This is a genomic window from Streptomyces sp. NBC_00490, assembly GCF_036013645.1.
Lineage (GTDB): Bacteria > Actinomycetota > Actinomycetes > Streptomycetales > Streptomycetaceae > Streptomyces > Streptomyces canus_F.
Window position 1 is genome coordinate 2,353,284 of sequence record NZ_CP107869.1, and the last position, 26,592, is coordinate 2,379,875.

Annotated in this window: 22 protein-coding genes; 2 read left to right on the forward strand and 20 right to left on the reverse strand. The window is 70.9% G+C overall.

Going from position 1 to position 26,592, the window contains the following annotated elements; genetic code table 11:
• From OG381_RS10590 to rpe, 6 genes are all read right to left on the reverse strand, one after another.
• Complete coding sequence (locus tag OG381_RS10590) at positions 1–1,458, reverse strand: amino acid permease (RefSeq protein ID WP_327715871.1); 1,458 nt, start codon at positions 1,456–1,458, stop codon at positions 1–3.
• 319 nt (positions 1,459–1,777) lie between these two features.
• On the reverse strand, positions 1,778–3,217 hold the full coding sequence (locus OG381_RS10595) for a GuaB1 family IMP dehydrogenase-related protein (protein ID WP_327715872.1): 1,440 nt from the start codon (positions 3,215–3,217) through the stop codon (positions 1,778–1,780).
• Between the two features lie 131 nt (positions 3,218–3,348).
• Positions 3,349–3,648 (reverse strand): barstar family protein, encoded by a 300-nt coding sequence (locus tag OG381_RS10600; RefSeq protein WP_327715873.1) that lies wholly within the window; start codon positions 3,646–3,648, stop codon positions 3,349–3,351.
• Positions 3,645–4,028: a ribonuclease domain-containing protein gene (locus OG381_RS10605; RefSeq protein WP_327722434.1), complete on the reverse strand. Its 384-nt coding sequence runs from the start codon at positions 4,026–4,028 to the stop codon at positions 3,645–3,647. The genes OG381_RS10600 and OG381_RS10605 overlap by 4 nt, the downstream gene beginning before the upstream one ends.
• 40 nt (positions 4,029–4,068) lie before the next feature.
• Entirely contained in the window at positions 4,069–5,112 is a 1,044-nt protein-coding gene (locus tag OG381_RS10610) for a sugar-binding transcriptional regulator (RefSeq protein ID WP_327715874.1), read from the reverse strand.
• Positions 5,113–5,190: 78 nt separating this feature from the next.
• A complete protein-coding gene (rpe, locus tag OG381_RS10615; RefSeq protein WP_307033322.1) occupies positions 5,191–5,877 on the reverse strand; it encodes a ribulose-phosphate 3-epimerase in 687 nt (228 codons plus the stop codon).
• 134 nt (positions 5,878–6,011) lie between these two features.
• On the opposite strand from rpe, the gene OG381_RS10620 reads away from it, so the two are divergent.
• A complete protein-coding gene (locus tag OG381_RS10620; protein ID WP_327715875.1) occupies positions 6,012–8,153 on the forward strand; it encodes an MMPL family transporter in 2,142 nt (713 codons plus the stop codon).
• 81 nt (positions 8,154–8,234) lie between these two features.
• Here OG381_RS10620 and OG381_RS10625 read toward each other — a convergent pair whose 3' ends face one another.
• Complete coding sequence (locus OG381_RS10625) at positions 8,235–9,662, reverse strand: RsmB/NOP family class I SAM-dependent RNA methyltransferase (protein WP_327715876.1); 1,428 nt, start codon at positions 9,660–9,662, stop codon at positions 8,235–8,237.
• 64 nt (positions 9,663–9,726) lie between these two features.
• The gene (fmt, locus tag OG381_RS10630) at positions 9,727–10,659 is read right to left on the reverse strand and encodes a methionyl-tRNA formyltransferase (protein ID WP_327715877.1); all 933 of its coding nucleotides are present in this window, start codon (positions 10,657–10,659) and stop codon (positions 9,727–9,729) included.
• Between the two features lie 254 nt (positions 10,660–10,913).
• Between fmt and OG381_RS10635 the strand changes: the two genes are divergently transcribed.
• Positions 10,914–11,456, forward strand: a complete 543-nt coding sequence (locus OG381_RS10635) for a hypothetical protein (RefSeq protein ID WP_327715878.1) — start codon at positions 10,914–10,916, stop codon at positions 11,454–11,456.
• Between the two features lie 177 nt (positions 11,457–11,633).
• Here OG381_RS10635 and OG381_RS10640 read toward each other — a convergent pair whose 3' ends face one another.
• The 12 genes from OG381_RS10640 to OG381_RS10695 all read right to left on the reverse strand — a co-directional run bounded on the left by OG381_RS10640 (position 11,634) and on the right by OG381_RS10695 (position 26,590).
• Positions 11,634–13,787 (reverse strand): primosomal protein N', encoded by a 2,154-nt coding sequence (locus tag OG381_RS10640; protein WP_327715879.1) that lies wholly within the window; start codon positions 13,785–13,787, stop codon positions 11,634–11,636.
• A gap of 108 nt (positions 13,788–13,895) precedes the next feature.
• The gene (metK, locus tag OG381_RS10645; protein WP_327715880.1) at positions 13,896–15,104 is read right to left on the reverse strand and encodes a methionine adenosyltransferase; all 1,209 of its coding nucleotides are present in this window, start codon (positions 15,102–15,104) and stop codon (positions 13,896–13,898) included.
• A gap of 240 nt (positions 15,105–15,344) precedes the next feature.
• The gene (gene coaBC, locus OG381_RS10650; protein WP_327715881.1) at positions 15,345–16,547 is read right to left on the reverse strand and encodes a bifunctional phosphopantothenoylcysteine decarboxylase/phosphopantothenate--cysteine ligase CoaBC; all 1,203 of its coding nucleotides are present in this window, start codon (positions 16,545–16,547) and stop codon (positions 15,345–15,347) included.
• A gap of 137 nt (positions 16,548–16,684) precedes the next feature.
• On the reverse strand, positions 16,685–16,957 hold the full coding sequence (rpoZ, locus tag OG381_RS10655) for a DNA-directed RNA polymerase subunit omega (RefSeq protein ID WP_003982715.1): 273 nt from the start codon (positions 16,955–16,957) through the stop codon (positions 16,685–16,687).
• A 65-nt stretch (positions 16,958–17,022) separates the two neighbouring features.
• Positions 17,023–17,580 (reverse strand): guanylate kinase, encoded by a 558-nt coding sequence (gene gmk, locus OG381_RS10660; protein WP_327715882.1) that lies wholly within the window; start codon positions 17,578–17,580, stop codon positions 17,023–17,025.
• Between the two features lie 60 nt (positions 17,581–17,640).
• Positions 17,641–17,964, reverse strand: a complete 324-nt coding sequence (locus OG381_RS10665; protein ID WP_003977346.1) for an integration host factor — start codon at positions 17,962–17,964, stop codon at positions 17,641–17,643.
• Positions 17,965–18,281: 317 nt separating this feature from the next.
• Positions 18,282–19,121 carry an orotidine-5'-phosphate decarboxylase gene (pyrF, locus tag OG381_RS10670; RefSeq protein WP_327715883.1) on the reverse strand — a complete coding sequence of 280 codons (840 nt, stop codon included), beginning with the start codon at positions 19,119–19,121 and terminating at the stop codon, positions 18,282–18,284.
• A complete protein-coding gene (locus tag OG381_RS10675; protein WP_327722435.1) occupies positions 19,118–20,224 on the reverse strand; it encodes a quinone-dependent dihydroorotate dehydrogenase in 1,107 nt (368 codons plus the stop codon). Before OG381_RS10675 ends, pyrF begins: the two co-directional genes overlap by 4 nt.
• A 61-nt stretch (positions 20,225–20,285) precedes the next feature.
• Complete coding sequence (carB, locus tag OG381_RS10680) at positions 20,286–23,594, reverse strand: carbamoyl-phosphate synthase large subunit (protein WP_327715884.1); 3,309 nt, start codon at positions 23,592–23,594, stop codon at positions 20,286–20,288.
• Positions 23,587–24,744, reverse strand: coding sequence for a glutamine-hydrolyzing carbamoyl-phosphate synthase small subunit (carA, locus tag OG381_RS10685; protein WP_327715885.1), 1,158 nt, complete (start codon positions 24,742–24,744; stop codon positions 23,587–23,589). Before carA ends, carB begins: the two co-directional genes overlap by 8 nt.
• On the reverse strand, positions 24,741–25,307 hold the full coding sequence (locus tag OG381_RS10690) for a PH-like domain-containing protein (protein WP_327715886.1): 567 nt from the start codon (positions 25,305–25,307) through the stop codon (positions 24,741–24,743). Before OG381_RS10690 ends, carA begins: the two co-directional genes overlap by 4 nt.
• Complete coding sequence (locus OG381_RS10695; protein WP_327715887.1) at positions 25,304–26,590, reverse strand: dihydroorotase; 1,287 nt, start codon at positions 26,588–26,590, stop codon at positions 25,304–25,306. The genes OG381_RS10690 and OG381_RS10695 overlap by 4 nt, the downstream gene beginning before the upstream one ends.
• Positions 26,591–26,592 lie beyond the last annotated feature (2 nt).

Consider the following 26,592-nt stretch of genomic DNA (forward strand, 5'->3'; position numbering starts at 1 on the left):
TCAGCTCTCAGGTGTTGCGAGTCGGGAGCGGCGATAGCCGTATACGAAGTAGAACACGAGCCCGGCGGCCATCCAGACCCCGAAGACCACCCAGGTGACGGCGGACAGGCTGCCCATCATCCACAGACAGAATCCGAGCCCCAGCGCGGGCAGCACCGGGGACAGCGGCACCCGGAAGGTGCGCGGCATGTCCGGACGGGTCCGGCGCAGCAGCACGACGGCGATGTTGACCAGCGCGAAGGCGAAGAGCGTGCCGATGCTGGTGGCGTCGGCGAGCTGGCCCAGGGGGATGGCGGCGGCGAGGACACCGCAGAACAGGGACACGATGACCGTGTTGGCGCGGGGCGCGCCGGTTTTGGGGTGCACGCGCGAGAACACCTTCGGCACGAGTCCGTCCCGGGACATGGCGAAGAGGATGCGCGTCTGGCCGTAGAGCACGGTCAGCACGACGCTGGCGATGGCGATGACGGCACAGGCGGCCAGCAGGGTCCCCCAGAAGGTCTGTCCGGTCACCTCGCGCATGATCTGGGCCAGCGCCGCCTCCGAGTCACCGAAGCGCTCCCAGGGCTTCGCGCCGACGGCGACGGCCGCGACGAGGACGTACAGGGCCGTCACGATGACCAGCGACAGCATGATCGCGCGCGGCAGGTCACGCTGTGCGTTCTTGGCCTCCTCACCGGCGGTGGAGGCGGCGTCGAAGCCGATGTACGAGAAGAACAGCGTCGCCCCGGCCGCGCTCACACCCGCCATTCCGAGCGGCATGAAGTTCTCGTAGTTGCCGGAGCGGAAGCCCTGGACCCCGATGGCGCAGAACAGCACCAGCGCGGCGATCTTCACGACGACCATGACGGTGTTGGCGCGCGCAGACTCCTTCGCGCCGCCGAGCAGGAAGGCCATGGCCAGGAGGACGACGATCAGCGCCGGCAGGTTGAAGATGCCGCCGTCGCCGGGCGGGGCGGACAGGGCGTCCGGGATGGTGACGCCGATGGTCCCGTCGAGCAGTTCGTTGAGGTACTCGCCCCAGCCGACGGCGACGGCCGCGACCGAGACGCCGTACTCCAGGATCAGACACCAGCCGCAGACCCAGGCGACCAGCTCGCCCATCGTCGCGTACGCATACGAGTACGAGGACCCGGCGACCGGGATCGTGCCCGCGAGTTCGGCGTAGGACAGGGCCGAGAACAGTGCCGTCAGGCCCGCGATCACGAAGGACAGGGTGACGGCCGGACCGGCCTTGGGCACGGCCTCGCCGAGGACGACGAAGATGCCGGTGCCGAGCGTGGCACCGATGCTGATCATGGTCAGCTGCCAGAGCCCGAGGGAGCGCCGAAGACTGCCGCCCTCCCCCTGGCCTCCCTCGGCGACCAGGCGTTCCACCGGCTTGCGCCGCACAAGACGCGCACCGACTCCCGGGGACCGTGATGTGCGCTGTTGCGGGGGTGCGCCTTGGTCGAGCACGCGCTGACTCCTTCGTCGCTGTCTCTCGACGCGGCGGGGACCGGCGGCGCACCTGCGCGAACAGGAACCCACCGAGCGGGGTCCCCGCCACGCCACGTACAGCGCATGACCCTACGAGCAGGGCCATAGCACTCGTAATGCTGCAATCTTGCGCATACACGCAAGATCCTTGCGTTCATCGAACGAGGGCGCGCATTCGTTGCAGGGCGGCCGGCCGCGCCCCCGAAGGGGCGCGGGGCTGTGTCGAACATGCGGCTCCGACGGACCCGCACCCGGCACGGCGACGAGCACGGCCCGCCCCACCGCGCGACCGGCGGAGCTACCAGCTGGCGTGCAGCGGCTTGCCCTCCGCGTAGCCGGCGGCGCTCTGGATGCCCACGACCGCCTTCTCCGCGAACTCCTCCAGGGAGGCCGCACCGGCGTAGGTGCAGGAGGAGCGGACGCCCGCGATGATCGAGTCGATCAGGTCCTCGACACCGGGCCGGGTCGGGTCGAGGAACATCCGGGAGGTGGAGATGCCCTCCTCGAACAGCGCCTTGCGGGCCCGGTCGTACGACGACTCGTCGGACGTGCGGTTGGCCACGGCCCGCGCGGACGCCATGCCGAACGACTCCTTGTAGAGCCGCCCGTCGGCGTCCTGCTGGAGGTCGCCCGGGGACTCGTACGTGCCCGCGAACCACGAGCCGACCATGACGTTGGACGCGCCGGCCGCCAGCGCCATGGCGACGTCACGCGGGTGCCGGACACCGCCGTCGGCCCAGACGTGCTTGCCGTACTTCTTCGCCTCGGCGGCGCACTCCAGCACGGCCGAGAACTGGGGCCGGCCCACACCGGTCATCATGCGGGTGGTGCACATGGCACCGGGACCCACACCGACCTTGATGATGTCGGCACCGGCCTCGATCAGATCCCGCACACCCTCGGCGGCCACGATGTTGCCGGCGACGATCGGCACCTGCGGGTCGAGCGCCCGCACGACCTTGATCGCGCTGATCATCGACTCCTGGTGGCCGTGCGCCGTGTCGATGACGAGCGTGTCCACGCCCGCGTCGAGCAGCTGCTTGGCCTTGCCCGCGACATCGCCGTTGATGCCGACGGCGGCCGCGATGCGCAGCTTGCCGTTCGCGTCGACGGCCGGCGTGTACAGCGTGGCGCGCAGGGCGCCCTTGCGGGTGAGGATGCCGGCGAGCCGGCCTTCCTTGTCCACGGCGGGGGCGTAGCGGCGGTTGGCGGCGTCGAGCCGGTTGAAGGCCTCGCGCGGGTCGATGTCCGCGTCGATCAGCAGCAGGTCCTTGGACATGACGACCTCGAGCTGCGTGAAGCGGTCGACGCCGGTCAGGTCCCGGTCGGTGACGACACCGACGGGCCGGCCGTCCTCGTCGACGACCACACCGGCGTTGTGCGCCCGCTTGGGCAGCAGGGCCAGCGCGTCGGCGACGGTCTGGTGCGGGGCCAGCACGATCGGGGTGTCCAGGACGTGGTGGCGGCTCTTCACCCAGGCGACGACCTCGGTGACGACCTCGATCGGGATGTCCTGCGGAATGACCACCAGGCCACCGCGCCGGGCCATCGTCTCGGCCATCCGGCGCCCGGCGATGGCGGTCATGTTGGCGACGACCAGCGGGATCGTGGTGCCCGTGCCGTCGGGGGCGCTGAGGTCCACACCCTGACGCGAGCCGACCGCGCTGCGGCTCGGGACCATGAAGACGTCGTCGTACGTCAGGTCGTACGCGGGCTGGATGCCATTGAGGAAACGCACGTGCTGCACATCCCAGTCGATCAGAGGTGGCCCCCGGACAGGACAGCCAGGGGGAAGAGCACGTACTTCATTGTCCCATGTCCACCGGAATGCGATGCCCGGGCAGATCATCCAGGCTGGTCAGAGGCGCGTTAGGAGGATCCTCCGAGCGCGAGCGCCACGGTGAGCGCGGACGCCTGCGCGAACACCTCGCGGGCGGTCGCCCACTCGTCCGGCCGCGCCTCGGCGTACCGCTCCCAGTTGCGTACGACGAGAATTCTGTCCCCGACGGTGTCCTCGGGCCACAGTTCCGGGTCGGAGAGGACGTCGGCCAGCGCGTCCCAGTTGCGCCCGAAGTAGTCCGGCAGCCGCAGGTCCCGGGCACAGCGCTCCATCAGGCTCGCCTTGTCCGTGACCCCGTCGAGGTCCAGCGTGGCCACGACCGCCGTCATCTCAGTACCGCCCTGAACGAGTCGTAGTGATCATCGGTGTAGTAGATCTCGTCGTCCTGCCCGGTGACAATGCGCCGGGCCCCGCGATCGCGCGAGCCCGGCGTGGGGACGGTGTATTCGTGGTAGTAACCGCGCGTGTGGGCGGGCAGCCGCCGCTCGAAGTTCCCGAAGACACTGCCGTCCTTCTCGTACGGGAAGGGGCCACCGGCGTCGATGAGGTCGAGCGTCTCGCGGGCCTGGGCGGGCAGCCGCGACTCCTGGACGGTGGCCATGCCCGCGGCCCAGGACGGAGTGGCCTCATCGGCATCGCTCGACGTGCACCCCGCCAGCAGGACGACGAGAAGACAGGCCAGCACCCGGGGGACGAACCGCAGCAGCATGCTGTCCACGCTGCCACGGCCGCCCCCTCATGACCTTCGGTCAGGGGCCGTCCGGGTCGGATCGGTTCAGCGCCGGCTTCGGCGTCTGACCTGCCGTCAGCAGCACGTCCGCCGCCGAGGTGTCCGTCACCAGGCTGGTGACGAGTCCGGACCGCAGCACGGCGTCGATGGCCATCGCCTTGCGTGCCCCGCCCGCGATCGCGACGACCTCGGGGATACGGCGGAGCTGGTCCGCCTTGACCGTGATGCACCGCTCGCCCAGGTCCCGGCCCACGCGGCGCCCGTCGGCGTCGAAGAGGTGCGCGGAGGTCTCCGCGGCGACGCCGAGGGTGGAGTAGTGCGCCCGCTCCTCGTCGCTGAGCATGTCGTACACCGTGGAGACACCCGGCCCCCAGGAGCCGATGGAGACACACGCGACCGTGACCTTGTCGAAGTACTCGAAGGCCCGGGCGATCCCCGTCTGGTTGCGCAGCGCCGCCGCGGTGGCCGCGTCCGGCAGCAGCATCGGGGCGTAGATCGGGTGGGCGTCGCCGCCCGAGACCTGCGCGGCCCGCCGTACCGCCTCCACCGAACCGCGCTCGGCGGTCCCGGCGTCGTACACCCCCGTCAGCTGCACCACCGTGCACGGCGGCAGCCGGTCGAGGGCCGCCGCCATGTGAATCGTGGACCGGCCCCAGGCCAGGCCCAGGACGTCACCCTCGTTGACGAGTTCACCGAGCAGGTCGGCGGCCGTCTCCCCGAGGTTCTCCGGGTCGGGCGAGTCCTCCGCCTCGGCCGGTGACTCCACCACGACGGCATGCCTCAGTCCGTACCGGGCGCGCAGCGCGTCCGAGCGCTCGGCGTCCAGTTCGGCAGGCACACGGATCTCGATGCGTACGAGATCCCGCTCGAGGGCGGTCTCCAGAACCCGGGCCACCTTGAAGCGGCTGACGCCGAACTCCTCGGCGATCTGGATCTTGGACTTGCCCTCGAGGTAGAAGCGGCGGGCCATGGCCGCCGCCTGCACCAGCTCAGCGGGTCCCATCCGCATGGCTGACCGGCCCGCCGACATACCCGACACGGCCATCTCCTCACTGCTGTTCACACTCTGGATTCGCCGTTCATCCTTGCAGATCCGGCGGACTTGATCAGCCCTGATGGGAGCCGTTCACGTTCCTGTGGCTCAGTGGCCGCATGCCCAGCTCGCCTTGGCGGTCGCCCCCTCAGCTTGGGTGCGCAATGCACGTACCGCCTCGGCCGGGTCGGACGCCCCGTACACGGCCGAGCCGGCGACGAACACATCGGCGCCGGCGTCGGCGCACCGCTCGATGGTGGAGGCCGAGACCCCGCCGTCGACCTGGAGCCAGAGTTCGAGGCCGTGCTTGCTGATCAACTCGCGGGTGCGGCGAATCTTGGGGAGCATGATGTCGAGGAACGCCTGTCCCCCGAAGCCCGGCTCGACCGTCATGATCAGGAGCATGTCGAGCTCGGGGAGCAGGTCCTCGTACGGCTCGATGGGCGTCGCGGGCCTGAGCGCCATGGACGCGCGGGCGCCCTTGGCCCGGATCTCCCGGGCGAGCCGGACCGGAGCGGCGGCCGCCTCGACGTGGAAGGTGACGGAACCGGCCCCCGCCTCTACGTACTGGGGCGCCCACCGATCGGGGGCCTCGATCATCAGATGGCAGTCCAGCGGGGTGTCCGTCGCCCGGGCGAGGGACTCTACGACCGGCACACCGAGCGTGAGGTTCGGGACGAAATGGTTGTCCATGACGTCGACGTGGAGCCAGTCGGCTCCCTCCACCGCCTTCGCCTCGTCCGCGAGGCGAGCGAAGTCTGCGGACAGAATGCTGGGGTTGATCTGCGCGGCCATAGCCCAAGCCTGCCATGTCCGGCCCTGAATGTTCGCGCCGGTCCAGACCTCAGCCGTTCATCGGATGTTGTTCCGGGACGGTACGTGCCATATTGGGCGGCCGACCGTGAGGCATCGGGGCTGCGGGGGTGGCCATGACGGGGAAGCAAGGCATCGGGCATCTGGTGTGCGGACGGCGCGCCAAGTGGGTCGTTCTGGCGCTGTGGGTCGTCGCGCTGTTCCTGACCGCGCCCTTCGCCCAGAAACTCACCGACGCCCAGGACAACGACGCCGCCTCCTGGCTGCCCGGCTCCGCCGAGTCCACCCAAGTCCTCCAGGTGTCCGAGGACTTCAGGCCCGAGCAGATCCCCGCGGTCGTCGTCTACGCCCGTCCCGACGGTCTGACCGCCCAGGACCGGGCGCAGATCGCGGAGGACGCACGGCAGCTCAAGGAACTGCGCGCCCACGGCATCCGCGGCGCGGAGACCCGTGGCCCGGTCTTCGACCGCGAGACGGATCCGCGCGCGGCCCAGATCCTCGTACCGATCACGATGGACGAGCAGGGCTGGGAGGAGATCGCCCCCGCGGTCGACACCATCCGGGACGGTGTCGGCGAGGGCGGCGACGGCCTCGCCGTGCACATCACCGGCCCGGGCGGCACCTCCGCCGACTTCTCCGAGGCCTTCGAAGGCATCGACTCGACGCTGCTGATCTCCGCGATGGGCGTCGTCATCGTGATGCTGCTGATCACCTATCGCAGCCCCACTCTCATCCTGGTCCCCCTGCTCTCGGTCATCGCCGCCCTGTTCACCGCGCAGGCCCTCATCTACCTGCTCGCGGAGCACGCCGGCCTCACGGTCAACGGCCAGAGCGCGGGCATTCTCACGGTCCTGGTCTTCGGGGCGGGGACGGACTACGCGCTGCTCCTCGTCGCCCGCTACCGCGAGGAACTGCACCACCACGAGGACCGGCACGAGGCGATGGCCCTGGCCCTGCACCGCGCCGGCCCGGCCGTGATCGCGTCCGGCGCGACCGTGGTCCTGAGCATGCTGGTGCTGCTGGCCGCGGAGATGAACTCGACGAGCGGCCTCGGCCCGGTGGCGGCGATCGGCGTGGCGGTGGCCCTGCTGGCGATGATGACCCTCTTCCCGGCTCTGCTGGTGATCTGCGGCCGCTGGATCTTCTGGCCCGTCATCCCGCGCTTCGGCGACCCCGACCGCATCGAGCGGGGCCTCTGGGCCCGGATGGGCCGCCGTATCGCCCACCGCCCGCGCATGGTGTGGGGCGTCACCGCACTGATCCTCGCCGTCTGCTCGCTGGGTCTGATCCAGCTGCGCGCCGAGGGCATCAGCAACGCGGACGCGTTCACCGGCAAACCGGACTCGATCGTCGGCCAGGAGGTCTCCGCACGCTACTTCCCGGCGGGCAGCGGCGATCCCCTGGTCATCATCAGCAACCAGGCGCAGGCGCGGCAGGTGGGCGAGGCGGTGGCCGCCACCGACGGCGTCGCCCCCGGGTCGCTGGGCCTGCCGCCGGGCACGAAACCGTCGTACGAGGGCAAGGTCCTCTTCGAGGCGACCATGACCGATCCGGCCGACAGCGAGGCGGCCAAGCAGACGGTCGAACGGGTCCGGGACGCCGTCCACGCGGTACCGGACGCCGACGCCCGGGTCGGCGGCGGTACGGCCTCCCTGCTCGACATGGACGAGGCGACCACGCACGACAACATACTGATCATCCCGCTGGTCCTGATCGTCGTCATGCTGATCCTGTGCGGCCTGCTGCGCGCCCTGATCGCCCCACTGCTGCTGATCGGGACGGTGATCCTGTCGTTCGCGGCGGCACTGGGTATCAGCGCGCTCGCGTTCAGGTACCTGTTCGACTACGCGGGAGAGACGACGGACTTCCCCCTGTTCGTCTTCGTCTTCCTGGTGGCCCTCGGCATCGACTACAACATCTTCCTGACCACCCGCATCCGCGAGGAGGCGGCCCGCCAGGGCACCCGGCCCGGCGTGGTCATGGGCCTGGCGGCGACGGGCGCGGTCATCACGTCCGCGGGCCTGGTGCTGGCCGGCACCTTCGCCGCCCTCGGCACGCTCCCCATGGTCGCCTTCGCCGAGATCGGCTTCGCCGTGGCGCTGGGCGTCCTCCTGGACACGTTCATCGTCCGGTCGGTACTGGTGCCGGCCCTGTTCCTGGACGTGGGCCCGAAGATGTGGTGGCCGCATCGGATGGCGCGAGAAGAGGCCACGACAACGCAGGTGGCCGAGAAATCGGCGGCGGGACAACGCCCTTAGGGGCGCGGGGAACTGCGCGACCAACCACAACGCACCGGCACTCGCGCCACGACCCGCACCCTTACGGCGAAGAGGCGAACCTCACCCCGTCCGACGGATCAACGCCAGATACATCGCGTCGGTCCCATGCACATGCGGCCACAACTGCACATCCGGCCCCTCACCGAGCGCCGGCACACCGGGCAGCAACGGCCGCGCGTCGATCAACTCGGCCTCCGGCCACTGCTTGAGCACATCCTCGACCACCGCCCGCGTCTCGGCGAGATGCGGCGAACAGGTCGCGTACCCCACGACCCCGCCGACCCGGACGGAGTCCAGCGCGGTCTTCAGCAGCCCCCGCTGCAACGGACCAAAGCCCTCAAGATCCTCCGGCCGCCGCCGCCACCGCGCCTCGGGCCGCCGCCTCAGCGCCCCCAGCCCGGTGCACGGCACATCCATCAGCACCCGGTCGAAAGTGCCCGACCGCCACGGCGGCTTGATCCCGTCCGCGGCGATCACCTGATACGGCCCCGGATTCCCGCGCAGCGTCTTCGCCACGAGCCCGGCCCGATGCGGCTGCTTCTCGGAGGCCAGCAGTACGGCACCCCGCTCCGCGGCCAGCGCGGCGAGCAGCGCGGCCTTGCCGCCGGGCCCCGCACACCCGTCGAGCCACTTCCCGTCCGGCCCCTCCAGAGGCGCGTTGGCGAGCGCGAGGGCCACGAGCTGGCTGCCCTCGTCCTGCACGCCGGCGCGACCCTCCCGTACGGCCTCGATGGCGCCGGGCTCGCCGCCCTCGGCCAGCCGCACGGCGTAGGGCGACCAGCGCCCGGCGACGGCGGCCTCCTCCCGCAGCAGCTCGTCGGTGCCGGACCGCCCGGGCCGGGCGACCAGCGTCACCTCGGGCCGCTCGTTGTCCGCGGCCAGCAGTTCCTCGATCCCGGCCCGCGGGCCGCCGAGCGAGTCCCACAGCGCCGAGACGACCCAGCGGGGGTGCGAGTGCACGACGGCGAGATGCTCCTCGGGGTCGTCCTCGTACGGCGGAGCCACGCGCGCGATCCATCCGTCCAGATCGTCCTGCGCGACCTTCCGCAGCACGGCATTCACGAACTTGGCCCGCCCGTCCCCGAGCACCACGCGCGCGAGCTCGACGGAGGCGGACACCGCAGCATGCGTGGGGATCCGCGTCCCGAGCAGCTGATGGACCCCGAGGCTCAGCACGTCGAGGACCGGCGGGTCGACCTCCCGCAGCGGCCGGTCGACACAGGCGGAGATGACGGCGTCGTACGTCCCCTGGCGTCGGAGCGTCCCGTAGACGAGTTCGGTGGCCAGCGCGGCGTCCCGTCCGTCGAACTTGTCGGGCCCCTCCTTCTCCCGCGCCTTGCGCAGCAGCGGCGGGAGCACGAGGTTGGCGTACGCGTCCCGCTCGTCCACGGCCCGCAGGGCCTCGAAGGCGAGGAAGCGGACGGGGTCCTTCTTGGGCCGACGGTAGGGCTTGCCGGACGGGCGGGGCCCACGGGACTGGTCGCTCACGAAAAAGGTGCTCCGGATGTGTTGGCGGGATACGCACCAAGCGTACGTCCCACCCGCGCGCGCGTTACTCGCCGAGGCTCTCGTTCTCGCCGATCCGCACCCCGCGCGCCCAGTCGGCGGCCCGCATCGGCTTCTTGCCCTGGGCCTGCACCCACAGCAGCTCCACGCCGTGGGAGCCGGTGCCCACATGGACGTTGTTCTTGCCGACGGCGAGCTGTCCGGGGGCGAGGTCGGCGCGCTCGGGCGCGGGCTGCACCTGGATGAGCTTGAGCCGCTCGCCGCGGAAGACCGTCCAGGCGCCGGGGGCGGGCGTGCAGCCGCGCACGACCCGGTCGACCCGCAGGGCCGGGGTGCGCCAGTCGACCTGTGCGTCCTCGACGGTGATCTTCGGAGCGAGGGTGATGCCCTCGGCGGGCTGCGGTACGGCCTTCAGGGTGCCGTCCTCGATCCCGTCCATCGTCGCGGCGAGCAGTCCCGAGCCGGCGAAGGCGAGCCGGGTCAGCAGGTCGCCGCTGGTGTCGGTGTGCCGGATCTCCTCGGTGACGGTGCCGTAGACGGGCCCGGAGTCGAGGCCCTCCTCGATGAGGAAGGTGGAGGCCCCGGTGATCTCGTCGCCCGCCATGATGGAGTGCTGCACGGGTGCGGCCCCACGCCAGGCGGGCAGCAGCGAGAAGTGCAGGTTGACCCAGCCGTGGGCGGGGATGTCGAGGGCGACTCGGGGCAGCAGCGCCCCGTAGGCGACGACGGGGCAGCAGTCGGGGGCGATCTCCCGCAGCCGCTCCAGAAACTCCGGGTCCCGCGGCTTGAGGGGCTTCAGCACCTCGATGCCCGCCTCCGCGGCCCGCTCGGCCACCGGGCTCGCGACGAGCCTGCGCCCACGCCCGGCCGGCGCGTCGGGCCGCGTGACGACGGCGGCCACCTCGTGCCGCCCGGAGGCGATGAGAGCGTCCAGAGCGGGAACGGCGACCTCGGGGGTACCGGCGAAGACCAGCTTCATGGGTGGGTTCGGGCCTCTCGGGCGGGGGGTGTGCGGGCAACGCACAAGTCTATGACCTCGGAAAGAAATACCGCCGACGGAGTGGACCGCGCGGCAATCGAGGCGCGAACCCCCCTCCCGGGGCGCACGCATATGCCGCCACGCCCCCACTGCGTGACCAGCGGCGCGTCCACGCGTTGGTCAAGAAAGAGTTGACCACTACGGGCCGCTGCAGCGGCCCGATCCTTTTCATCGCCGGTTCGAGAGGCTTGTTCATGGCCGACCACGCAACCCACGACGCCCAGGCTCGGGCCAGCCTGCACTTGCTGGTGCGGGACATCGAGCGGGTCCGCCGGCAGGTGGACGCACTGCGCACGCTCACCGCCCAGTTGGGGAACGTCTACCGCCCGCGCCGCTCCGGTCCCTCCACGGGCTTCGTCGTCTACGGACGCGCCCCCGCGCCGACGGTCCGTCTCGCGCAGGAGCTGCGGGACAGCGTCGAGACGCTGGTGACGGCCGCGGTCGACTTCGACCGCTCGCTCGGCTTCTCGTGGGACGCGGTGGGCTCCGCGCTCGGGGTCACCAAGCAGGCGGTCCACCGTCGCTACGGCGCTCGCCGTGCCGTGGCCCAGGCGGCCGCCGAGGCCGAGCGCACCACCGAGGCGCCGGTCACCCACACGGTCAACGTCAACACCGGTATCCCCGCGGTGCCGACGGTCCCCGCGGCCCGCTCCATGCCGACCCAGCCGACGGCGGGCAGCCCGGCCCTCCGCGAAGAGGTACGCCCCACCGCCTTCCCCGGCCCCCGCAACGGCTGACCCACACCCACCTGATGCCCTCCCGGGACCCCTGGGAGGGCAGCCGCATGCGTGGACACCCCCGCGCACCACCCGGCCAAGGCCGTCGATCCGCAGGCCGCCTCCGGCCGCCGACGGCGCTCAGCCCCGCAGGGCCAACCGCACCCCACAACGCACCCGCACCGGACCACGAACCCGTCACCCGATGTCAGGCGGATCGATCCGCACCCGCACCACCGGCTCGCCACTCCCCCGAGCCATCCGCGCGGCCTGCGCGGTCTTGAGCGCGGACGCGAGCACGGCCCCCTTCCCCGGCGGCACCCGAATCAGCACCCGCTCCCACTGCTCCCCCGGCGGCGGCGCCCCCACCCGTCGCGGCCCCTGCACCGCCGTGACAGCCATCGGCACCGGCCCCAACACCTCCGCCTCCCCCGGCAGTTCCACAGCAGCGAGAAACGCCGCGACCGCCTCCCCCACCCCCGACACGGCCGCCATCCGCGACACCGGCGGAAACCCCAACTCGGCCCGCTCGGAAAGCTCCCGCACCGCATGCCCCACGGGATCCCACCGCACCAGCGCCTGCACGGGCCGCAACGTCGGCTCGGCGACGACGACCACGGTGCCCCCCGCCCCCTGCGGCCGCACGAGCGCCGCGGCGGCGATCCACCGGCGCAACGCGTCCTCACCGGCCCGCAGATCGGGTCGCCCGAGCATGGCCCAGCCGTCCAGCAGCAGCGCGGCCGCATACCCGCCCTCGGCCACCGGTTCGGCCCCCGGCGTGCTCACGACGAGCGCGGGCGCCCCCGGCACGGTGTCCAGCACATGCTCCCGCCCGGAGGTCCGCACCGGTACGGCGGGAAACGCCCGCCCCAACTCCTCCGCGGTCCGCCGGGCACCCACGACCTGGGCCCGCAGCCGAAAGCCGCCGCACTCCGGACAGTGCCAGGCACCCTCCTCACGCGCACACCACCCGCACCGCAGGGCATCCACGCCCTCCTGGGCCTCCAGCGGCCCGGAACAGTGCCGGCACCGCGCGGGCGCCCGACAGTTGGCACACGCCATCCGAGGCACATACCCACGCCGCGGAACCTGCACGAGCACCGGTCCCTGCTTCAGCCCCTCCCTGACGGCCTGCCAGGCAAGGGTCGGCAGCCGAGCGGCCCGCGCGGCCTCGTCCCTGGCCAGATCCCCGTCCCCCACGGTCCGAACGAGCGGCGCGGCGCCCCGCACCTGCTCACGCGCGGCGACGATCGGCGCGGCCCACCCGCTCTCGACGAGTTGCGCGGCCTCCACGGTGCAGCTCCAGCTCCCCAGCAGGAAGCCGCACTTGTCCTGGGCGGCCCGCAGCAACAGCACCTCACGGGCATGCGGCTGCGGCGCGTGCGGCTCGCTGTGGCTGTCGTCCCCGTCGTCCCAGATGGCGACCAGCCCGAGATCCCGCACCGGCGCGAACATCGCCGCCCGCGTCCCCACCACGGCCCGCACGGCCCCCCGCCGCACGGCCAGCCACTCCCGGTACCGCTTCTCGGGCCCCGCGTCGGCGGTGAGCACGGCATGCCGCCCCTCCCCCAGCAAGGAGGTCAGCGCGGCATCGAGACGCGCGACGGCCCGCCCGTCCGGCACCACGACCAGCGCCCCGCGCCCGGAGGCCAGCGTGGCGACGACGGCCCGCGCCAGTTCGTCACACCACTCGGGCCCGGGCAGCGCGTTCCACACGGCCCTAGGCGCCCCGCCCGAGGCGAGCGCTTCGAGAAACCCGGCCCCCCGCTCGTACCGGCTCCAAGACCCGGTCTCAGGCGCCCCGGGCGGCGGAAGCGGCTCCGCCGAAGCCCGCTGCTCGGCCCGAGCGCTGCGCGGCGGCACGGCGAGCTGCAGCACATCGGCGAGGCTCCCGGCATACCGGTCGGCCACAGCGCGGGTGAGCGCCAACAGCTCCTGGCCCAGCACCGGTTCGGGCGACACGACCTGGGCCAGCGCGGCCAACGGCCCGGAGTAGTCGGACTCGGCCAGCCGCTCGACGAGGAACCCGTCGATCAGCCCGCCACCCTCACGCCGCCCGTCCCGCACCCGGCCCCGCCCGGCCCCGAACCGCACCCGGACCCGCACCCCGGGCTGCGCCTCGGCATCGAGCTCCTCGGGCACGGCGTAGTCGAAGTACCGGTCGAGGTGGAGCACGCCCTTGTCCACGAGCACCCGCGCGACGGGCAGTTCCTTGGCCAGCGCGGCCCCCCGCCAGGTCCGCGGCTTCGCCCGCGGCACCTTCGCCTTCCGCACACTCTCCCGAATGAACGCAAGCTGCTCGGGCGGCGCCCCCTCGCCGCCCCCGCCGACCTGCTCATCCTCGCTGCTCACGCTTGCATTCTTACCAAACCCCACTGACATCCGACGCCGCCCGAACGCGCCGAAGCCCGGCATCCCCCAAGGGACGCCGGGCTTCGGGAAGAGCCGTGGAGCCGGGCCTTACAGCCCCGCCGCCGTACGCAGCGCGTCCACGCGGTCGGTGCGCTCCCAGGTGAAGTCGGGCAGCTCACGGCCGAAGTGGCCGTAGGCGGCGGTCTGGGCGTAGATCGGGCGCAGCAGGTCGAGGTCGCGGATGATCGCGGCCGGACGCAGGTCGAAGACCTCGTCGATGGCCTTCTCGATCTTCTCGGCGTCGACCTTGGCGGTGCCGAAGGTCTCGACGAACAGGCCGACGGGCTCGGCCTTGCCGATCGCGTACGCGACCTGCACCTCGCAGCGCGAGGCGAGGCCCGCGGCGACGACGTTCTTGGCGACCCAGCGCATCGCGTACGCCGCCGAACGGTCCACCTTGGACGGGTCCTTGCCGGAGAAGGCACCGCCGCCGTGTCGGGCCATGCCGCCGTACGTGTCGATGATGATCTTGCGGCCGGTCAGGCCCGCGTCACCCATCGGACCGCCGATCTCGAAGCGGCCGGTCGGGTTGACCAGAAGGCGGTAGCCCTCGGTCTCCAGCTTGATGCCCTCGTCGAGCAGCGCCTTCAGCTCCGGCTCCACGACGAACTCGCGGATGTCGGGGGCGAGCAGCGACTCCAGGTCGATGTCGGAGGCGTGCTGCGAGGAGACCACGACGGTGTCGAGGCGGACGGCCTTGTCGCCGTCGTACTCGATGGTGACCTGCGTCTTGCCGTCGGGGCGCAGGTAGGGGATCGTCCCGTTCTTGCGGACCTCGGACAGACGGCTCGACAGCCGGTGCGCCAGGAAGATCGGCAGCGGCATCAGCGTCGGCGTCTCGTCCGTCGCGTAACCGAACATCAGGCCCTGGTCGCCGGCGCCCTGCTTGTCGAGCTCGTCCTCGTCGCCCTCGACCCGCTTCTCGTAGGCGGTGTCGACACCCTGAGCGATGTCCGGGGACTGCGAGCCGATGGACACCGAGACGCCGCAGGAGGCGCCGTCGAAGCCCTTCTTCGAGGAGTCGTAACCGATCGCGAGGATCTTGTCCCGTACGAGCTGGGGGATCGGGGCGTAGGCCTTGGTGGTGACCTCACCGGCCACGTGCACCAGGCCGGTCGTGATCAGGGTCTCGACCGCGACCCGAGAGGTCGGGTCCTCGCGCAGGAGCGCGTCGAGAATGGTGTCGCTGATCTGGTCAGCGATCTTGTCGGGGTGACCCTCGGTCACAGACTCCGAGGTGAACAGACGACGGGACACAACGCTCCCTGGGGTTGCAGCGGCTGCTGGCTGATCATGGGCGGACGGGCTCGGGGGCTGCGCCCGGCATCGTCCGAGAACAGTTTATCGGTCGTGCTCCGTCACAGGCTCACCCGTCTCGCTGGTCGGGAGCCCTGTGACCTGCGGCACGGGCATTCTGCCCAATCCCGAGCGGGCTTGGCCAGGCCCGCCACGCCTCTATTACCGAGGTGACAGAGCGCAGTGGAGCGAATGAAACATTCACTTCATGCGCCGGGCCACCAGGTCCCACACGATTTCGGCCAATGCTTCCTTCGGTCCGTGCGGGACCGGCGTCTCGGTGCCGTCGGCGCCCAGCACCACCGCCTCGTTCTCTTCCGCCCCGAAAGTCTTGCGCTCCCCCACCTCGTTGACGACGAGAAGGTCGCACCCCTTGCGGGCGAGCTTCGTACGGCCGTTGGCCAGCACGTCGTCCGTCTCGGCGGCGAATCCGACGACCACCTGTCCGGGGCGGGCCCGGTCGGCCGAGATCTCCGCCAGGATGTCCGGATTCCGCACCAGAACGATGGGTTCCGGATCCTGGCCGTCCTTCTTCTTGATCTTCCCGGCCGCGTATGTCTCCGGCCGGAAGTCCGCGACCGCGGCGGCCATGACGACCGCGTCCGCGTCCTCGGCCGCCTTCAGGACGGCTTCACGCAGTTGTACGGCCGTGCCGACCGGGACGATGTCCACCCCCGCCGGGTCCGGCAGCCCGGTGTTCGCGGCGATGAGCGTGACGCGCGCGCCGCGGGCGGCGGCGGTACGGGCGAGGGCGTAGCCCTGCTTGCCGGAGGAGCGGTTGCCGAGGAAGCGGACCGGGTCGAGGGGCTCACGGGTGCCGCCGGCGCTGACGACGACGTGCCGTCCCTTCAGGTCCGGCTCGGTGACGCCCCGGGCGAGGACGCGGCGGCAGACCTCGAAGATCTCACCCGGGTCGGGCAGCCGGCCCTTGCCGGTGTCGACACCGGTGAGACGCCCGACGGCCGGCTCGATGACGACCGCGCCCCGGCGGCGCAGGGTCGCCACGTTCTCCTGGGTGGCCGGGTGCTCCCACATCTCGGTGTGCATCGCGGGGGCGAAGACGACCGGACAGCGGGCGGTCAGGAGTGTGTTGGTGAGCAGGTCGTCCGCGAGGCCGTGGGCCGCCTTCGCGAGCATGTCGGCCGTGGCCGGGGCGACGATCACGAGGTCGGCGTGCTGCCCGATGCGGACGTGAGGCACCTCGTGGACGTCGTCCCACACCTCGGTCGAGACGGGGTGGCCGGAGAGGGCGGACCAGGTGGCGGCACCGACGAAGTGCAGCGCGGAGGCGGTGGGCACCACACGTACGTCATGGCCCGACTCCGTCAGTCTGCGCAACAGCTCACAGGCCTTGTACGCGGCGATGCCACCGCTGACCCCCAGCACGACCCTCGGCTTGTCCACCAGGTCTCCCATCCCTCGAACCGACGACTCCATGCTGCATCACCGCGGGGGACGATCCCCGTGCCCCGAGCAGACCACAGGCCCGACAGTCGCGCTGCCGGGCCTGTGGAAAGCCAGCTGAAAGCCGAAAATACTGGTTACTGCGCGGGGCCCTCGACGGCCTCGGACGTCAGCAGACCCGCGTTGATCTCGCGGAGCGCGATCGAGAGCGGCTTCTCGTGCACGTGGGTGTCGACGAGCGGACCGACGTACTCGAGGAGGCCCTCGCCGAGCTGCGAGTAGTACGCGTTGATCTGACGCGCACGCTTGGCCGCGTAGATCACGAGGCTGTACTTCGAGTCGGTGGCCTCGAGAAGCTCGTCGATCGGAGGGTTGATGATGCCCTCGGGCGCGGTGATGGAAGAGGACACGCTCTGCCTTCCGATGGGTGGGAAAGAATCAGTCTGAATGATCAAGCCTCAACGATCAGGCACGATCACACAACATCCATCAAGGCTAGCAGCTCGCGCGCCACGTCCTCGACGGAGGTGTTGACCAAGGTCACATCGAACTCGGGCTCGGCCGCCAGTTCGACCTTCGCCGCCTCAAGACGGCGTTCGATCACAGCGGGCGGCTCGGTGCCACGCCCGGTGAGCCTGCGCACGAGCTCCTCCCAGGAGGGAGGGGCCAGGAACACCAGCTGGGCCTCCGACATGGACTCGCGGACCTGCCGGGCGCCCTGGAGATCGATCTCCAGGAGAACCGGCTCGCCCGCCTCCAGCCGCTCCAGCACCGCGTTGCGCGGGGTGCCGTAGCGATTGCCGGCGAACTCGGCCCACTCCAGCAGCTCACCGTTGGCGATCAGCTTGTCCATCTCCTCGTCGGTGACGAAGAAGTAGTGGACACCGTGCTTCTCGCCGGGGCGGGGCTTGCGGGTCGTCGCCGACACCGAGAGCCAGACCTCGGGGTGTTCCTTGCGCATATGGGCGACGACCGTGCTCTTGCCGACCCCTGAGGGGCCGGAGAGCACGGTCAGCCGCGGACGTTCACTCATGCAGCGATTATTCCAGCAATCCCGGGGTGCCCGGGACTCCCGGTCCGGACTGTGCCGGACTCAGGAACCGGTGCTGCCGAACTCACGCTCCAGAGAAGCGATCTGGTTCGAACCGAGACCACGCACACGGCGGCTCTCGGAGATGCCCAGACGCTCCATGATCTGCTTGGCGCGGACCTTGCCCACGCCCGGTAGCGACTCGAGCAGGGCGGAGACCTTCATCTTGCCGATGACGTCGTTCTCCTGGCCCTGCTTGATGACCTCGTGGAGAGAGGCGCCGGAGTGCTTGAGTCGATTCTTGACCTCGGCCCGCTCCCGGCGAGCCGCGGCGGCCTTTTCGAGCGCGGCTGCGCGCTGTTCAGGGGTAAGGGGCGGAAGAGCCACGCCTACGTCACCTCGGATGTTGAACTGTCGGATACGGACCGGTGAGGAACCTAGTCGCCCCACACCTGGGGAGCCACGAGCAACACGCTTGCCCGTTCACTCTGCGTCGGAGACTAGCGGCCAACTCCGCCAGAGTCAGCGAGAACAGCGGAAAAGTCCTGGTCAGCCTCCGTCAGGCCGGACATTTCAGGCATACTGCCCCGGATTTGAGAATGTATTCAGCCTCAAGTCGTCCTGGAAGCACTCATCGGAGGTCTCATCCGAACGTCTCGAACACCTCGGACGGCGTTCATACGACCGCCACGGCGCCGCCGGTCTCACGCCACGGCGGCCCTGGTCTCCTCCGCGAACCGCTCCGCGGCCGCCCGCAGCGCGCCGACGTCGGGACCGTGCCGCAGGACCCCCCGGCTGACGTTGGGGACGACATTGCGCACCACGGAGCCGAACACCGTGGGAAGGTCGGCCGGAGTGGCCCCCTGGGCGCCGATGCCGGGCGCGAGGAGCGGACCGTTGATGTCCAGGTCGTAGGACGACAGATCGCCGAGCGTGGCGCCCACGACGGCGCCGAAGGACCCCAGGGGCTCCTCCCCCGTGTTCTCGGCCGCCAGATGCGCCAGCATCGTCGCGCCGACGTCACGGCCGTCCGCGCGGATCGCGTGCTGGACCTCGCCGCCCTCCGGGTTGGACGTCAGCGCCAGCACGAACAGCCCGGCGCCGCTCTCCCGCGCCAGCGCGACCGCCGGCGAGAGCGAGCCGTAGCCGAGATACGGCGAGACGGTGAGCGCGTCGGAGAACAGCGGGGAGTCCTTGTGCAGGAACGCCTCGGCGTACGCGGCCATGGTCGAGCCGATGTCGCCGCGCTTGGCGTCCATGACGACCAGCGCGCCGGCGGCCCGCGCCTCCTCGACCGACTTCTCCAGGACGGCGACACCGCGCGACCCGAAGCGCTCGAAGAACGCGCTCTGCGGCTTGAGGACGGCGACCCGGTCGGCGACGGCCTCGACGACCGTGCGGCTGAACCGCTCCAGTCCGGCCACGTCGTCGTTCAGGCCCCACTCACCGAGCAGGGACGCGTGCGGGTCGATGCCGACGCACAGCGGGCCGCGCTCGTCCATGACCTGACGAAGACGTGCGCCGAAGGGTGCGAGAGAGCTCATGCGGGCTTCCTTACGTCGGCGCCGACCGCGTCGGCGAGGGTGGCGTACGGGCTCGTCCGGAGGCGGGCGGCGAGCCCCTTGTGGATGGCTCGGCTCCAGAAGGGCCCCTCGTAGACGAACGCGCTGTAGCCCTGGACGAGCGTCGCACCGGCGAGAATGCGCTGCCAGGCGTCCTCGGCGTCCTCGATGCCGCCGACACCCACGAGGGTGATGCGGTCGCCCACGCGCGCGTAGAGGCGCCTGAGGACCTCCAGGGAGCGTGCCTTGAGCGGAGCGCCGGACAGGCCGCCGGTCTCCTTCACCAGCGAGGGTTCGGATGTCAAACCGAGCCCCTCGCGCGCGATGGTGGTGTTCGTGGCGATGATCCCGTCCAGACCGAGCTCCACGGCCAGGTCGGCGACGGCGTCCACGTCGTCGTCGGCGAGGTCGGGCGCGATCTTCACCAGGAGCGGGACGCGGCGACCGGTGACCACACGGTCGGCGGCCTCGCGCACGGCGCTCAGGAGCGGCCTCAGCGCCTCGGTGGCCTGCAGATTGCGCAGCCCGGGCGTGTTCGGCGACGACACGTTGACGACCAGGTAGTCGGCGTACGGCGCGAGCCGCTCGGTCGACTTCACGTAGTCGGCGGTGGCCTCGGCCTCCGGTACGACCTTGGTCTTGCCGATGTTGACGCCCACGACGGTCCTGAAGACGGGCGTACGGGACGCCAGGCGGGCCGCCACGGCCAGCGAGCCCTCGTTGTTGAAGCCCATGCGGTTGATCAGCGCGCGGTCCTTCACGAGCCGGAACAGCCGCCGCTTGGGGTTGCCGGGCTGCGCCTCCCCGGTGACCGTGCCGATCTCGACATGGTCGAAGCCGAGCATCGACATGCCGTCGACGGCGACCGCGTTCTTGTCGAAGCCGGCGGCGAGCCCGAAGGGACCGTGCATGCGCAGCCCGAACGCCTCGGTGCGCAGCTCCTCGTGGCGGGGGGCGAGCGCGGCGGCGACGAAGGTGCGGAGCACGGGAACGCGGACGGCGAGGCGGATCCAGCGGAAGGCGAGGTAGTGGGCCTTCTCGGGGTCCATGCGGGTGAAGACGAGCTTGAAGAAGATCTTGTACATGGTGTCCTCATGAAGCCTCATGAAGAGGGGGACACCGTTTCCGGTGTCCCCCTCAGGGCTGCTAGTCGCGGGCGGCGGTCAGGTGTTCCGCGTGTTCCTGCAGTGAGCGGACGCCCACGTCACCGTGGTTGAGGGCGTCGATGCCCTGGACGGCGGCGGCGAGCGCCTGGACCGTCGTCAGGCACGGGACCGACCGAGCCACGGCCGCCGTACGGATCTCGTAGCCGTCGAGGCGGCCACCGGTGCCGTACGGGGTGTTGACGATGAGGTCGACCTCGCCGTCGTGGATGAGCTGGACGATGGTCTTCTCGCCGTTCGGGCCGGTGCCCTCGGACTGCTTGCGCACGATCCTGGCGTTGATGCCGTTGCGCTTGAGGACCTCGGCGGTGCCGGAGGTGGCGAGCAGCTCGAAGCCGTGGGCGACCAGCTCGCGCGCCGGGAAGATCATCGAGCGCTTGTCGCGGTTGGCGACGGAGATGAACGCGCGGCCCTTGGTGGGCAGCGGACCGTACGCACCGGCCTGCGACTTGGCGTACGCCGTGCCGAAGACGGAGTCGATGCCCATGACCTCGCCGGTGGAGCGCATCTCCGGGCCGAGGACGGTGTCGACGCCGCGTCCGTGGATGTCGCGGAAGCGCGACCACGGCATGACGGCCTCCTTGACGGAGATCGGCGCGTCGAACGGCAGCTCGCCGCCGTCGCCCTTGGCCGGCAGCAGTCCCTCGGCCCGCAGTTCGGCGACGGTCGCGCCGAGCGAGATCCGGGCGGCGGCCTTGGCCAGCGGTACCGCGGTCGCCTTCGAGGTGAAGGGGACGGTGCGGGACGCGCGCGGGTTGGCCTCCAGGACGTAGAGGATGTCGCCGGCCATCGCGAACTGGATGTTGATCAGACCGCGGACGCCGACGCCCTTGGCGATCGCCTCGGTGGAGGCCCGCAGGCGCTTGATGTCGAAGCCGCCCAGGGTGATCGGGGGCAGCGCGCACGCCGAGTCGCCGGAGTGGATGCCGGCCTCCTCGATGTGCTCCATGACGCCGCCGAGGTAGAGCTCCTCGCCGTCGTAGAGGGCGTCGACGTCGATCTCGATGGCGTCGTCGAGGAAGCGGTCGACCAGGACCGGCCGGGAGGGGCTGATCTCGGTCGACTCGGCGATGTAGGACGCGAGGCGGGTCTCGTCGTAGACGATCTCCATGCCGCGTCCGCCGAGGACGTACGACGGGCGCACCAGGACCGGGTAGCCGATCTCGTCGGCGATGGCCTTGGCCTCGGCGAAGGTGGTCGCGGTGCCGTGCTTGGGGGCCGGGAGGCCCGCCTCGGCGAGCACGCGGCCGAAGGCGCCGCGGTCCTCGGCGGCGTGGATGGCCTCCGGCGGGGTGCCCACGATCGGGACGCCGTTGTCCTTCAGCGCCTGGGCCAGGCCCAGCGGGGTCTGGCCGCCCAGCTGGACGACGACACCGGCGATCGGGCCCGCGAGGGACTCCGCGTGGACGATCTCCAGCACGTCTTCCAGCGTCAGCGGCTCGAAGTACAGGCGGTCGGAGGTGTCGTAGTCCGTGGAGACGGTTTCGGGGTTGCAGTTGACCATCACGGTCTCGTACCCGGCGTCGCTCAGCGCGAAGGAGGCGTGGACGCAGGAGTAGTCGAACTCGATGCCCTGGCCGATGCGGTTGGGGCCGGAGCCGAGGATGATGACGGCCGGCTTCTCGCGGGGGGCGACCTCCGTCTCCTCGTCGTAGGAGGAGTAGAAGTACGGCGTCTTCGCGGCGAACTCGGCGGCGCAGGTGTCGACCGTCTTGTAGACCGGGCGGATGCCGAGCGCGTGCCGGACCTCGCGGACGACGTCCTCGCGCAGGCCGCGGATCTCGCCGATCTGCTGGTCGGAGAAGCCGTGCCGCTTGGCCTCGGCCAGCAGGTCGGGGTCCAGCTTGGGCGCCGCGGCGAGCTCGTCGGCGATCTCCTTGATGAGGAAGAGCTGGTCGACGAACCAGGGGTCGATCTTCGTGTACTCGAAGACCTCCTCCGGCGTGGCGCCCGCGCGGATGGCCTGCATGACGGTGTTGATCCGGCCGTCGGTGGGACGGACGGCCTCCGTCAGCAGCGCCTCCTTGTCGCCGGGCTCGCCGACGAAGGTGAACTGGCTGCCCTTCTTCTCCAGCGAGCGCAGCGCCTTCTGGAAGGCCTCGGTGAAGTTGCGGCCGATGGCCATGGCCTCGCCGACCGACTTCATGGTGGTGGTCAGCGTGGAGTCGGCCTGCGGGAACTTCTCGAAGGCGAAGCGCGGGGCCTTCACCACCACGTAGTCGAGCGTCGGCTCGAAGGAGGCCGGGGTCTCCTGGGTGATGTCGTTGGGGATCTCGTCGAGGGTGTAGCCGACGGCGAGCTTGGCCGCGATCTTGGCGATCGGGAAGCCGGTCGCCTTGGAGGCGAGGGCCGAGGAGCGCGACACGCGCGGGTTCATCTCGATGACGATCACGCGGCCGTCGGCCGGGTCGATCGCGAACTGGATGTTGCAGCCGCCGGTGTCGACGCCGACCTCGCGGATGATCGCGATACCTACGTCCCGAAGACGCTGGTACTCGCGGTCGGTCAGCGTCATCGCGGGCGCGACGGTGATCGAGTCGCCGGTGTGGACGCCCATGGGGTCGAAGTTCTCGATGGAGCAGACGACCACGACGTTGTCGTTCTTGTCGCGCATCAGCTCCAGCTCGTACTCCTTCCAGCCGAGGATGGACTCCTCCAGGAGCACCTCGGTGGTCGGGGAGAGCGTGAGGCCCTGGCCCGCGATGCGGCGCAGCTCCTCCTCGTCGTGGGCGAAGCCGGAGCCGGCGCCGCCCATGGTGAAGGACGGGCGGACGACCACCGGGTAGCCGCCGAGCGTCTCGACGCCCTTGAGGACGTCGTCCATGGAGTGGCAGATGACCGAGCGGGCGGACTCGCCGTGCCCGATCTTCGCGTTCACCGCTTCGACGACGCCCTTGAAGAGGTCGCGGTCCTCGCCCTTGTTGATGGCCTCGACGTTGGCGCCGATCAGCTCGACGCCGTACTTCTCCAGCACACCCTGCTCGTGCATGGAGATCGCCGTGTTGAGGGCCGTCTGACCACCCAGGGTGGGCAGCAGGGCGTCGGGGCGCTCCTTGGCGATGATCTTCTCGACGAACTCCGGGGTGATCGGCTCGACGTAGGTGGCGTCGGCGATCTCCGGGTCGGTCATGATCGTCGCCGGGTTGGAGTTGACGAGGATGACGCGCAGGCCCTCGGCCTTGAGCACGCGGCATGCCTGGGTACCGGAGTAGTCGAACTCGGCGGCCTGGCCGATGACGATCGGGCCGGAGCCGATGACCAGGACGGACTGGATATCGGTGCGCTTAGGCACGCTGGCCCTCCAACAGAGATACGAAGCGGTCGAACAGGTAGGCGGCGTCGTGCGGGCCCGCTGCCGCTTCGGGGTGGTACTGGACGCTGAAGGCCGGCTGGTCGAGCAGCTGGAGGCCCTCCACCACGTTGTCGTTGAGGCAGACGTGGGAGACCTCGGCGCGGCCGTAGGGGGTGTCGGACACCTTGTCGAGCGGGGCGTCGACGGCGAAGCCGTGGTTGTGCGCGGTGACCTCGACCTTGCCGGTCGTGCGGTCCTGCACGGGCTGGTTGATGCCGCGGTGGCCGTACTTCAGCTTGTAGGTGCCGAAGCCGAGGGCGCGGCCCAGGATCTGGTTGCCGAAGCAGATGCCGAAGAGCGGCGTCCTGCGCTCCAGGACCGCCTGCATGACGGCGACCGGGTGGTCGGCGGTGGCCGGGTCGCCGGGGCCGTTGGAGAAGAACACGCCGTCCGGGTTCACGGCGTACACGTCCTCGACGGTCGCCGTGGCGGGCAGCACATGCACCTCGATGCCGCGCTCGGCCATGCGGTGCGGGGTCATGCCCTTGATGCCGAGGTCGACGGCGGCGACGGTGAACTTCTTCTCGCCGATCGCGGGGACGACGTACGTCTCCTTGGTGGCGACCTCGGCGGAGAGGTTCGCGCCCTTCATCTCGGGGGCCCGGCGGACCTCGGCGAGCAGGGTGGCGTCGTCGGCCACCGCGTCGCCGGAGAAGATGCCGACGCGCATGGCGCCGCGCTCACGCAGGTGGCGTGTCAACGCGCGCGTGTCGATGCCGGAGATGCCGACGACGCCCTGCCGGGTGAGCTCCTCGTCCAGGGTGCGGCGCGAGCGCCAGTTGGAAGGCACGCGCGCGGGGTCGCGCACGACGTAGCCGGCGACCCAGATCCGCTGGGACTCGGCGTCCTCGTCGTTGACGCCGGTGTTGCCGACGTGCGGGGCGGTCATCACGACGACCTGGCGGTGGTAGGACGGGTCGGTGAGGGTCTCCTGGTAGCCGGTCATGCCGGTGGAGAACACCGCCTCGCCGAAGGTCTCCCCCACGGCCCCGTAGGCACGGCCGCGGAAGATCCGGCCGTCCTCCAGGACGAGTACCGCGGGAGACACCTCTTTCCTCTGCGAGGCGGTCCCCTTCGTGGAGGTCGTCATCGTGCGCCTTCCGTTTCCGTCTTGTTGATCATGGAGTTAATGGCGTCGACCCACTCGTTGTGCTCGGCCGCGCGGTCGGAGCGGAACCCGGAGTCGAGCAGCCGCTCGCCGTGTTCCCAGGTCACGACCAGCAGCCCGCCCTCGGTGAGGACCTTGCCGGCGATGCCCTTGTCGAGCCGGGCCTCGCGCAGTGCGGCGGTGGGGACGAAGAAGTCGGCCGCGCCGGGGCGTACGACGTCCAGTCCCGCGTCCGTCAGCGTGAGCTCGACCCGGCTGCGGGTGCCGAGGCCGTGCGCCACGATGCGGTCGAGCCACTGCCCGGCGGTGGTGGAGCCGTGGTAGCGGCCGCTCATCGTCAGTCTCGCCGCACCGGGCTCGGACGGCGCGCCGGGCAGCTCGGGCAGGTCGCCCTGGAGCGTGCCGCGCCACTTCCAGCCCTCGCGCATCAGCCAGTAGATGAGCGCGACGAACAGCGCGAGTCCGACGAGCCACCCGACTCGGGCGGCCCAGTCGGTGACCTCAGCCGATTTCTGCTCGGCGGCCAGCAGGATTACAGGTGTCACGTGAGCTTCCCGTCGACGAGCGTGGCCTTGCCCCGCAGCCAGGTGTGCGTCACCCGGCCCGGCAGCTCACGCCCCTCGTACGGGGTGTTCCGGCTGCGCGAGGCGAAGCCCGCGGGGTCCACGTCCCCACGGTATTCCGTGTCGACGAGCGTGAGGTTGGCGGGCTCACCTGCCGAGACGGGGCGGCCGTGACCGGTGGCCCGCCCGATCTGCGCGGGCTTGAAGGACATGCGGTCGGCGACCCCGGCCCAGGTGAGGAGCCCGGTGTCCACCATGGTCTCCTGCACCACTGACAACGCGGTCTCCAGGCCGACCATCCCCATGGCGGCCGCGGCCCACTCGCAGTCCTTGTCCTCGTGCGGGTGCGGGGCGTGGTCGGTGGCGACGATGTCGATCGTGCCGTCGGCGAGCGCCTCGCGCAGGGCGAACACGTCGCGCTCGGTGCGCAGCGGCGGGTTGACCTTGTAGACCGGGTTGTACGTGCGCACCAGCTCGTCGGTGAGGAGCAGGTGGTGCGGGGTGACCTCGGCGGTGACGTCGATGCCGCGGGACTTGGCCCAGCGGACGATCTCGACGGAGCCGGCGGTCGACAGGTGGCAGATGTGGACGCGGGAACCGACGTGCTCGGCGAGCAGGACATCCCGGGCGATGATCGATTCCTCGGCCACCGCGGGCCAGCCGCCGAGACCCAGCTCGGCCGAGACGACGCCCTCGTTCATCTGGGCGCCCTCGGTCAGCCGCGGCTCCTGCGCGTGCTGGGCGACGACCCCGCCGAAGGCCTTCACGTACTCCAGCGCCCGGCGCATGATCACCGCGTCGTCCACGCACTTGCCGTCGTCGGAGAACACGGTCACACCGGCCGCCGACTCGTGCATGGCCCCCAGCTCGGCGAGCTTGCGGCCCTCCAGGCCGACGGTGACGGCACCGATGGGCTGCACGTCGCAGTACCCGTGCTCCTGGCCGAGCCGGTAGACCTGCTCGACCACACCGGCGGTGTCGGCGACCGGGAAGGTGTTGGCCATGGCGAAGACGGCCGTGTAGCCACCGGAGGCCGCCGCGCGCGTGCCGGTCAGGACGGTCTCGGAGTCCTCGCGGCCGGGCTCGCGCAGATGGGTGTGCAGATCGACGAGGCCCGGGAGGAGGACCTTGCCGCCCGCCTCGACGACCTCGGCACCCTCGTCCGACAGACCGGTGCCCACCTCGGCGATGACGCCGGCGTCGATCAGGACGTCCTGCGGCTCGCCGCCGAGCACCTTCGCACCACGGATCAGGATCTTGCTCATGT

What these genes read in the sequence shown, in the direction of transcription:
- OG381_RS10600 (WP_327715873.1), bottom strand. Translation starts at nt 3,648, where the DNA reads ATGACGGCGGTCGTGGCCACGCTGGACCTCGACGGGGTCACGGACAAG.
- OG381_RS10605 (WP_327722434.1), bottom strand. Translation starts at nt 4,028, where the DNA reads ATGCTGCTGCGGTTCGTCCCCCGGGTGCTGGCCTGTCTTCTCGTCGTC.
- rpe (WP_307033322.1), bottom strand. Translation starts at nt 5,877, where the DNA reads ATGGCCGCGCAGATCAACCCCAGCATTCTGTCCGCAGACTTCGCTCGC.
- OG381_RS10620 (WP_327715875.1), top strand. Translation starts at nt 6,012, where the DNA reads ATGACGGGGAAGCAAGGCATCGGGCATCTGGTGTGCGGACGGCGCGCC.
- fmt (WP_327715877.1), bottom strand. Translation starts at nt 10,659, where the DNA reads ATGAAGCTGGTCTTCGCCGGTACCCCCGAGGTCGCCGTTCCCGCTCTG.
- OG381_RS10635 (WP_327715878.1), top strand. Translation starts at nt 10,914, where the DNA reads ATGGCCGACCACGCAACCCACGACGCCCAGGCTCGGGCCAGCCTGCAC.
- gmk (WP_327715882.1), bottom strand. Translation starts at nt 17,580, where the DNA reads ATGAGTGAACGTCCGCGGCTGACCGTGCTCTCCGGCCCCTCAGGGGTC.
- pyrF (WP_327715883.1), bottom strand. Translation starts at nt 19,121, where the DNA reads ATGAGCTCTCTCGCACCCTTCGGCGCACGTCTTCGTCAGGTCATGGAC.
- OG381_RS10675 (WP_327722435.1), bottom strand. Translation starts at nt 20,224, where the DNA reads ATGTACAAGATCTTCTTCAAGCTCGTCTTCACCCGCATGGACCCCGAG.
- carA (WP_327715885.1), bottom strand. Translation starts at nt 24,744, where the DNA reads ATGACGACCTCCACGAAGGGGACCGCCTCGCAGAGGAAAGAGGTGTCT.
- OG381_RS10695 (WP_327715887.1), bottom strand. Translation starts at nt 26,590, where the DNA reads ATGAGCAAGATCCTGATCCGTGGTGCGAAGGTGCTCGGCGGCGAGCCG.